Origin of the sequence: Psychroflexus sp. MES1-P1E, assembly GCF_002836055.1 — a bacterium.
Classification (GTDB): Bacteria; Bacteroidota; Bacteroidia; order Flavobacteriales; family Flavobacteriaceae; genus Psychroflexus.
On record NZ_PJBS01000105.1, the window covers coordinates 1 to 8,925 of the forward strand.

Here is an 8,925-nt window from a genome sequence, read left to right on the forward strand (position 1 = left end):
GTATTGATAAAAATTATATATCAGGAAGTTTTGCTTTTAATCTAGATTAAAAGCATCCTTATAAGTAATAAAGTAAAAAAAATTAGTTCGTGACAGTAAAAAATTTCCTTAAATCAGAACTAAAAAATATTGGAATAAAATTAGAGATTAAAACCAATGGGAGGGGAGGAGTTGATTTTAAAATTGAAGACAATCAATTATATGTACAATCCATAAATTTAGATACTACACAACGAAGTCTCAAAATAGCAAAACAAGATTTAGGAGAATTAAGAGATAAACTGTTTGTTGTTTTAGTTTTAATAATAGATGCAGCACCAAAGGTTGTTTATTTAATTCCATCCAAACATTTATCACAGTCTGATAACATCTTTATAAAAACGAAGTGAGTTTAATGCCAAGTTTACTGAATTGAGAGATTAAAATATCTTCTAATAGTGTAAATAAATGAAATTAGATTTAGATAGCGAAAAACGGTCAATGCAAAGAATTTGGAAACAAAGAGAAAAGCAAATTGAAAAAGTCGTAACCAATACAATAGATATGTATGGCTCAATTAAGGGCATAGCTGGTAATGCAATACAATCCGTTAAAGCTTTAGAATTGCCAGAAGGTGATGATTTAAATGAAGAAATATGAATTTACCAATAAGAGACAGGAATAGAATATTAGAAAGTAAATCTCTATTATTTTTTAGAAATAATATACCAGAAAATTGGACTACAACAGTTCCCGATGATGACTATGGAGTTGATTTAATCGTAAATATCTTTGAAGGGAAACATCCAGCTTACGATTTTGAAATTCAACTTAAAGCATCTGAAAATTCGATTGTATGTGATTTTGAAAAAGCAACTTTAAAATTAAGTACTTATAACTATTTAGTATCTAGATTGCATGTAATTATGCTCGTGAAATACTGCGAGGAAGAAAAAGAAGGATATTGGATATTATTGAGTAGCGTTTCTAAACCAAATCAAGAGAATAACACATTTACAGTTAACATTCCAAAAATCAATAAGTTATCTACCATTGACTGGAGTACTGTCAAGGCTTATATTAAGGAAGTTGTTGATTATAAATTATGTGCTGGTGAAGAATTTAGAAATAGAATAAAACAAGAATAATATTATTATATAAAATAGAATCTCGATGTTAAACTTAGCCTCAGAAAACTTTGGCAAAACAATAGGAGAAAAGAGCGTGTATATTTTAGGTTATACAAATACAAATTATTTAGTGGATGATTGTAATTGGATACAACAATTTACTAAATGTTCGTTTCAAATTGTATTTAGCTAAAAATGTACACTGTACATTTTTAGCTAAATAGTCTAAAATATAGGGAATGAGCCGTAATTGTTTTGGCTAACGCGCCAGCTGCTGCTTCACTAAAAAGGTCTCCCAAACCTTTTCTTAGCGTTTGTTCGTATGCAGTCTTGGATTTTTGTTTTATGTATTTAGCCATCGCTAAATAGTGTTTCAAGACACTATTTTAAAGAATTGATTGAGTATCAATTTTTAAAATACCTAATAATACAATAGAAAAAAAGATTAATTGAAGTTCTATAGTTAACACGTGTATAGAAATTTATTTTTACTCACTTATTTAATTATTTGCAGAAACTTCAAATGAATTCGTGAATCTCGTAAAACTCGATTTCTTAAATTTTTTACTCTTGCGGAACGCCTTGCGAGAATCGCTTAAAAATTTTTTAACACGTACGAAAGAATAAGTTAATTATTAATACCTATTAAAAACGAAACCCAAATCAAATAAAATGCCTTAATTATGTGTGGCACATCAATAGATGTTCAAGATATTTTGGCTCATCAGTTGGAAGATAAAAAAAAGAATATGAACGAAATTATATGTCCTAATTGCAAAAAAGCTTTCAAAGTTGACGAAGCTGGATTTGCTGATATACTTAAACAAGTTCGTGACCATCAATTTGAGGAAGAACTAAATAACCGACTTGCTCTTGCAGATAAGGAAAAAGAAAGTGCGGTTGAGCTTGCTAAAGCCCACTTAAAAAATTCATTGCAAGAAGAACTGACAAAAAAGGACAACGAACTAACCGAATTAAAGGCAAAAAGCGATACTGAACTTGCTGAAAAACTAGCAAAAAAAGAAACGGAAATCGCTGAAATGAAATCTCAAATTCAAAGTGCAGAACTTCAGAAAAAGTTAGATGTTTCTGAAGCTATTAAAGTAATAGAAAAAGAACGTGACAATCTTGTCAATGATTTGAAAATTAAAGAAACTGAAACACAATTACTTGAAAAGTCGATTAAGGAACAGTTTACTAATAAACTTGTTGTCAAAGATGAAACCATCAAAATGAAAGACGATGAAATTGCTCGTTTGAAAGATTATAAACAGAAACTTTCTACAAAAATGGTTGGTGAGACTTTGGAGCAACATTGTGAAACTGAATTCAATAAACTGCGAGCAACAGCTTTTCAAAACGCTTATTTTGAGAAAGATAACGACTCAAGTGGCGGAAATAAAGGCGATTTTATATATAAAGAGACTGATGGTTCAGGAAATGAAATTATTTCAATTATGTTTGAGATGAAAAATGAAAATGATGAAACTACTACAAAAAAAAGAAACGAGGATTTCTTTGCGAAACTTGATAAAGACCGCAAAGGAAAAAACTGTGAATATGCAGTTTTAGTTTCACTTTTAGAATCGGAAAATGAGTTCTATAATACTGGAATAGTTGATGTTTCTTATAGATTTGAAAAAATGTATGTAGTACGACCTCAATTTTTTATACCAATTATTACACTTCTTCGTAATGCTGCAATGAATTCCTTGAAATACAAAGCAGAACTGAATTTAATGAGAAATCAAAATATTGATATTACCAATTTTGAAGAAAAGGTTGATGCATTTAGAAAAGGGTTTGCATACAATTATGATTTAGCTAGTCGAAAATTTACTACAGCTATTGAGGAAATAGATAAGACTATTAGTCATTTGAATAAAACCAAAGAAGCTTTGTTATCTTCGGAAAACAACTTGAGATTGGCTAATAATAAGGCAGATGAATTAACTATTAAAAAATTAACCCATGGAAATCCTACAATGAAAGCAAAATTTGATGGGCTTTCGGATAAAACTGAATAAAACAATTAATAATAAATAAAGAACCGAAAGGTTTTTATTTAATTCCTTCAAAAGAATTATCAGAGCCCGATAGTAATATTTATAGAGAACGAAGTAAGTTTAATGATTAATTTATCAAATTGGAAATTAAAATATCTTCTAATAGTGTACATAAATGAAATCAGATTTAGAAAGCGAAAAGCGTTCTATGCAACGCATTTGGAAACAAAGAGATAAACAGATTGATAAAGTGACCACTAATACTATTGATATGTATGGTTCTATTAAGGGAATTGCAGGAAATGCGATACAATCTGTAAAAGCGTTGGAATTACCTAGTGCTGATGAGGATAAAAACGAATAAAAGAACCAAATTTAGGTACGTCTATTGATGTTGAAGAGGAGTCATAAAACTATTAAAATAATAAAGAAAGAACATTTAATCTTAGTTATATAGTTATGCATTTATTTTTCGATACAGAAACAACAGGTCTTCCAAAAAATTGGAAAGCACCCGTAAGTGATTTAAATAATTGGCCTCGTATGATACAAATAGGCTGGATATTGTCGGACGAAGGTCATCGTATTGACATAGGTAATTTTATTATAAAACCTGAAAATTTCACTATACCAAATGAAGCCTCCAAAATTCATGGGATTACAACAGAAAAAGCGATGTCTGAAGGAGTCGATTTAAACACATTGCTTCAGAAATTTAACGGCCTTATTGAAAGATCTAATTGTATAGTTGCGCATAATATAAATTTTGACAAGATGATTTTAGGGGCAGAGTTATTACGCAAAGGTGTGATCAGCAATTTTGAATATACTACGAAAATATGCACGATGAAGTCTTCTACAAATTATTGCCAAATACCTGGAAATTATGGATATAAATGGCCAACGCTATCGGAACTTCATATCAAACTTTTTGGTAAAGACTTTGAAGGTGCTCACGATGCTTTTGCGGATATAGATGCTACAGAAAAGTGTTTTTGGGAATTAAAAAAACGACGTGTTATTTAATTGAATGCTAATACCTATAGAGAGATATAAAAATTTAGGCAGAGATTCAAGAGTACACTATTATCAAATCGAAGATACTTCAATAGAAGTAAAATTTGATAGTTCTAAACCATACACTTATAGTTACAAAAAAGCAGGAAAAAGTCATGTAGAAAACATGAAAACACTTGCTACTAAAGGGTCAGGTCTTACTAGTTATATAAATAAGTATGTGAAAAATTTATACGATTAATAAATTATGAAACTACTTACCAAATCACGATTTAAACTAGGACTTGAATGTCCGAACAAACTTTACTATACACGCAAAAAAGAGTATGCTAACTCTAAGGCATCCGACCCTTTTTTAAGAAGCCTTGGCACAAGGAGGATTTCAAGTAGAAGAATTGGCACGAATGCAATATTGAAGTATTGCGAGTGGATACGTTAGCAATGGTTATGATTTTTGAACATTTTAAGGAAGACTTAATATGAATAAACTAACTCAATACGCCCAACACTTCACTAAGCTTGAATTAATGAAAGCTCGGTTAGAAGTATTTCAAAATGAAAGTGGGAGAGAGGGAGTAGAGTTTATAATCAAGACTGATACTGGTAATTATCACGAATTGTATTTACAAACTATCAATTTAGAAAAGGATAGAAGCATTAAAATCTCAAAATCAGTATTAGGAGAACCTAAAGACAATCTTTGGGTTGCATTAGTTTTGTTTATGAAAGAAATGGAGCCTGTGTTATATCTAATACCATCAAATCAACTGGCGAAGCCAGATGATTACATTTTTTTTGATAATAACCAAAGTGAACGTTTCAGTTATTTATCCAATTGGGAAATCAAAGTATTTGTAAAGGGAATTCCTGAATTTAGCAAGTTTGCTTTAAACAATATAGTTGGTCAACTATAAGTTTCTATTTAACATAATAATTTCAAAGGTAGGAGAAGAGCGTTGGCACGAAAGAAATGCGGGCAAGCGTGGGCTGTGAATGGACAAATGCTTAGTAATACATTAAAGGCGTTTACGTTTCAGTTGATAAACTGACTACTTTAATAGTAGTACTTGCATTTGTACAGAGAGCGTTGAAGCATATTTCTTTCTTGATTTTTTGGTTCGTTTTGCATCAAGGCAAAATGAATGAATAATTAAATTCGTGAACGCAGTATAGAAAAATGCGAAAAAAGGCTTTGTTTAAGGCAAATAGCATTTTTTGTATGTAAGTGAACTACCAATAATAAAATTTTTAGAGCGTTTGCAAAAAAAAAATTAAAAAGTGTTGGTAAGCCGCTGCAAATTGTGGATTAAAAATAATTGCATTAGCAATTTTGTTTTAAGCAAACAATAAAGCGGTTGGTAGCGGATATTTTATACTTCGACGAAAAGCTCAGTACAGGCGCCACGGCTAATTATAAGACATACAGCAGAATCTTCAAGTTAGACTAAACCATAAAGTTTAATGACCCAGACGATATATTCTAGGGATATTTTACACGAGTTTAAATAATTTATCCTGAGGATGAATTGTTGAAAGCTGCGAGACGATGCGGCTGAGGGAATTATGGGGTATCATTTATACTAAACGTAGGTCGTAAAACGGCTGTTACATAAATGCTGACGATATAGACCTAAAGGCGCTATATCTGCATCTATATAAAATAGAACAGAAAAAGTTCTATTCGCTGTTTTATAAATTTTCGATATTTTATCCTATTCTGTTCTATGTGGCGCCTGTCCTTGGCGAGGAATGAGTCTGAGCTTTTGTTAAAAGCAAGATAGAGCGGTAAGAGGACAGCATAAAAAAAGGAATGACCTACCTTTTTAAAGATAGGCCAGCCAGAGCTTATAAAAAAAGGTGGTGACCTGGTTCGGCTTTATTTTTCTTTGGCATGTTTGTATTGCTTTAAAAACTGTGTGAGAAAAAGCAGCCTCTTTATTTTTTTAGGTTCTGTAATTAACCTTTCTATAGCTTCATCTTTCTTTGAAAAGAATGTCGCTTCTTCTTCACTACTACAAATAACTCCTTTATTGTAAAATATTATACCATGATATACATGCCATAAGCCCTTTTTGGGGTCTTTTTGAATCAGGTATTAAGATTATTGCAAAATAACCCCTAAAAGATCATAAAGTGATTGACGTCTCTTTGTCATTATGTAGTGTTGCCGCTATTGGAGCTGCCTGTAATATGGCGATTAACCATTGATTATATAACTGAGATATCAGAAAAACTAAATATTTGGTTACCTGTAAATAGCGCTTTATAAATTTTGACTGTTTAGTTTATTATATATAAGATAAAAGACCATTACTTTTCGCTTCATTTATCAGTATGACATGACTTGTCTTTTGGATAAGACCAAAGTTTTTCTAGACCTTCTTGAAAATATTAGTGCTAAAAAAGTCTTCTACTATGTTAATTGAACATGCTTTGTATGTGCCTGTTTTAAGCTCATCGCAGTTGAGATGACATAGGAGTGAAGTGGCATGTGTGTGAAATACGAAATGATATAGAGAGTCGCTTTTTAGAAACGATCCAAAAGCTTGCAAAAGGGCAGGAGTGAAGTGGCATGTGTGTGAAATACGAAATGATATAGAGAGTCGCTTTTTAGAAACAATCCAGAGCTTGCCAAAGGCTAGGAGTGTAGTGGCATGTGTGTGAAATACGAAATGATATATAGAGAGTCGCTTTTTAGAAACGATCTAGAGCTTGCCAAAGGCTAGGAGTGTAGTGGCAAGTATGTGAAATGGGAATGATCCAAAGCCTACAAAAGGGTAGGAGTGTAGTGACATGTGTGTGGAATACAATGTGATAGAGAGAGTCGCTTTTTAGAAACGATCCAAAGCCTACAAAAGGCTAGGAGTGTAGTGACATGTGTGTGGAATACAAAGTGATATAGAAAGTCGCCTTGATTGAATTCTGTTAAAAATGTCCTTAGGAAAGGGAGGTTACTTTTAAACTGAAAAAAAAATAGTTATTGTGCAATTTGGAAACTGCATATCGTAGACAAGAGGGTATGAGAGCTCGTCCTTGTTGAAGTATTTGCAGCAATTCATCGAATAGTTAATAGAACTAAGAATAAGCCATTAGGAGCTAAAAAATTGAAGATTTGATTGGTTTTTGAAAAAATTCCCACTATTTTACGGAGGTATTTCAAAAGTTATCAATGGTGTATCGAATACTATTAAATCTGTAGTTAGAGGATTTAATAAATTTAAATAAAGCACAGATCAACTGGCGTTTTAAAAAAATTCCAATCCATTAAAACATCATAAACAATTTCGCCTGAGACTATTTTATACAGGACAAAGCTTTGGTAGAAAATACAGTCCGTCTGGCATAACAGCGTATTTATTATCCCTTATTCGAGAGGATTTTTTTCTCTGTTGATTCGTTAAAAACGCATCTCTATCTACTGGATTCAAATTGTCCCTTATTCAAGAGGACCTTCTTCTCAGTTGATTCGTTTAAAGCGCGTCTTTATCTACTGGATTCAAATTGTCTATTACTCAAGATGACCTTCTTCTCTGTTGATTTATTGAAAGCACATCTTTATCTACTGGATTCAAATTGTCCTTTCCACGGGTATGGTTGCTCTTCTTACATTTGGAGCTTTACTTGCCTATCCGAATCTAACAGGGCTTCATATTAAATTTTGCAAGCCTTTACCTTACTAGACTCTATCTTAAAAAAAATAAGCCACTGAAAAGAATCATCAGCCTTATCTTACACTTCTAATAAAACTACTCTTTAATAAATTGGAGATCAATAATTAATTTGATAGTATCACTTACAGCGATATTGCCTGCTTCTATTAGTGCATTCCAAGTAAGATTGAACTCTTTTCTACGGATAGCGCCTTTGACTTTAAAACTTGCTTTGGTTTGACCATAAGAATCTGTTGCGACACCCTTAAAGTCTGCCTCTAAAGAAATTTCCTTAGTGATGTCTCTTATCGTTAAATCTCCAATTAGCACATTGCCGTCAAATGATTTAGAGGTAAAGACTAATTCAGGATAAGCTTCTACATTAAAAAAATTGTCTGCCTTTAAATGGCCATCTCTTTTGCTGTTTTTTGTAGTGATAGAATTTGTTTGTGCTGTAAAACTGATTTGTGAATGATTAAAGTTTTGATTTTCAGATACGATGGTTGCCTTAAAATCTTCAAAATGACCAGTCACTGCTGAAATTATCATATACTTTGCTTTAAAGCCAATTTCAGAATGCATTTGGTCAATATTCCATATTGTTTTCATTTTATGTAGTATTTTATAATTAGTATTTGATTTATACATATCAATGATCGAAATTATTCAAACTATATTTCATTTTGTTCTGTTTTATGCTTTACCTGTTTAATAATTTCTTTTTGTTTAACCATCAATTGATCTATGGGGATGAGTTCCACATCTATAATTTCAATGAAGGCTAAAAAGTGAATACTGAATTTTGAAGAGAAATATTTAGCACTTTAAATTGAAATGGACTCACATTCGCTACATCTGTAGTGTAACCTAGGGTTTGAATGTCGATTATTGGTCACTCTAGTTTTTATAAAAATTTAATAGACAACAGGCAAACCCATGCTCAAGAGTGGAAATTAAATAGAGAAGATATTATTTATAAAAACAGCTCTTTTCTAAAGCATCAAAATAATGAGTACTTATAGAAATTTTAAACTCATCAATAGTTACACCTTTAACGACTAAAGAGGAGACCCCCTTTTTATTAATGATGTAAGAACGGTGGACTCTGGTAAACAAAAACTATGGCAAACTATATTCAATCCC

11 protein-coding genes are annotated in these 8,925 nt (G+C 31.6%); 8 read left to right on the forward strand and 3 right to left on the reverse strand.

Annotated features, from left to right (window positions below; all coding sequences use genetic code 11):
* Positions 1 to 89 precede the first annotated feature (89 nt).
* Genes CXF67_RS02665 through CXF67_RS02675 form a run of 3 tightly spaced genes read left to right on the forward strand, consistent with a single transcriptional unit; the run spans position 90 to position 1,127 of the window.
* A complete protein-coding gene (locus CXF67_RS02665) occupies positions 90 to 389 on the forward strand; it encodes a hypothetical protein (protein ID WP_102087339.1) in 300 nt (99 codons plus the stop codon).
* Positions 390 to 447: 58 nt separating this feature from the next.
* Positions 448 to 639: a DUF2130 domain-containing protein gene (locus tag CXF67_RS02670; protein ID WP_374702235.1), complete on the forward strand. Its 192-nt coding sequence runs from the start codon at positions 448 to 450 to the stop codon at positions 637 to 639.
* Positions 636 to 1,127 (forward strand): DUF4365 domain-containing protein, encoded by a 492-nt coding sequence (locus CXF67_RS02675; RefSeq protein WP_102087340.1) that lies wholly within the window; start codon positions 636 to 638, stop codon positions 1,125 to 1,127. Before CXF67_RS02670 ends, CXF67_RS02675 begins: the two co-directional genes overlap by 4 nt.
* Positions 1,128 to 1,321: 194 nt before the next feature.
* Here CXF67_RS02675 and CXF67_RS18040 read toward each other — a convergent pair whose 3' ends face one another.
* Positions 1,322 to 1,486 carry a hypothetical protein gene (locus CXF67_RS18040; protein ID WP_180957872.1) on the reverse strand — a complete coding sequence of 55 codons (165 nt, stop codon included), beginning with the start codon at positions 1,484 to 1,486 and terminating at the stop codon, positions 1,322 to 1,324.
* A 306-nt stretch (positions 1,487 to 1,792) separates the two neighbouring features.
* Here CXF67_RS18040 and CXF67_RS02680 point away from each other — a divergent pair, with 306 nt between their 5' ends.
* The 5 genes from CXF67_RS02680 (at position 1,793) to CXF67_RS02700 (ending at position 5,046) form a co-directional block, all read left to right on the forward strand.
* Positions 1,793 to 3,136, forward strand: coding sequence for a DUF2130 domain-containing protein (locus CXF67_RS02680; RefSeq protein WP_257984565.1), 1,344 nt, complete (start codon positions 1,793 to 1,795; stop codon positions 3,134 to 3,136).
* Positions 3,137 to 3,290: 154 nt separating this feature from the next.
* Entirely contained in the window at positions 3,291 to 3,479 is a 189-nt protein-coding gene (locus CXF67_RS02685; protein WP_219621013.1) for a DUF2130 domain-containing protein, read from the forward strand.
* Positions 3,480 to 3,574: 95 nt separating this feature from the next.
* A complete protein-coding gene (locus CXF67_RS02690) occupies positions 3,575 to 4,141 on the forward strand; it encodes a 3'-5' exonuclease (RefSeq protein WP_102087341.1) in 567 nt (188 codons plus the stop codon).
* A gap of 4 nt (positions 4,142 to 4,145) precedes the next feature.
* Positions 4,146 to 4,373 (forward strand): hypothetical protein, encoded by a 228-nt coding sequence (locus CXF67_RS02695; RefSeq protein ID WP_257984566.1) that lies wholly within the window; start codon positions 4,146 to 4,148, stop codon positions 4,371 to 4,373.
* Positions 4,374 to 4,611: 238 nt separating this feature from the next.
* On the forward strand, positions 4,612 to 5,046 hold the full coding sequence (locus CXF67_RS02700) for a hypothetical protein (protein ID WP_102087342.1): 435 nt from the start codon (positions 4,612 to 4,614) through the stop codon (positions 5,044 to 5,046).
* 2,832 nt (positions 5,047 to 7,878) lie between these two features.
* Here the strand turns inward: CXF67_RS02700 and CXF67_RS02705 are convergent.
* Both CXF67_RS02705 and CXF67_RS19145 read right to left on the reverse strand, forming a co-directional pair.
* Positions 7,879 to 8,391 (reverse strand): YceI family protein, encoded by a 513-nt coding sequence (locus tag CXF67_RS02705; protein WP_257984567.1) that lies wholly within the window; start codon positions 8,389 to 8,391, stop codon positions 7,879 to 7,881.
* 360 nt (positions 8,392 to 8,751) lie between these two features.
* Positions 8,752 to 8,898 (reverse strand): LytTR family transcriptional regulator DNA-binding domain-containing protein, encoded by a 147-nt coding sequence (locus tag CXF67_RS19145; RefSeq protein ID WP_145990351.1) that lies wholly within the window; start codon positions 8,896 to 8,898, stop codon positions 8,752 to 8,754.
* Between the last annotated feature and the right edge of the window lie 27 nt (positions 8,899 to 8,925).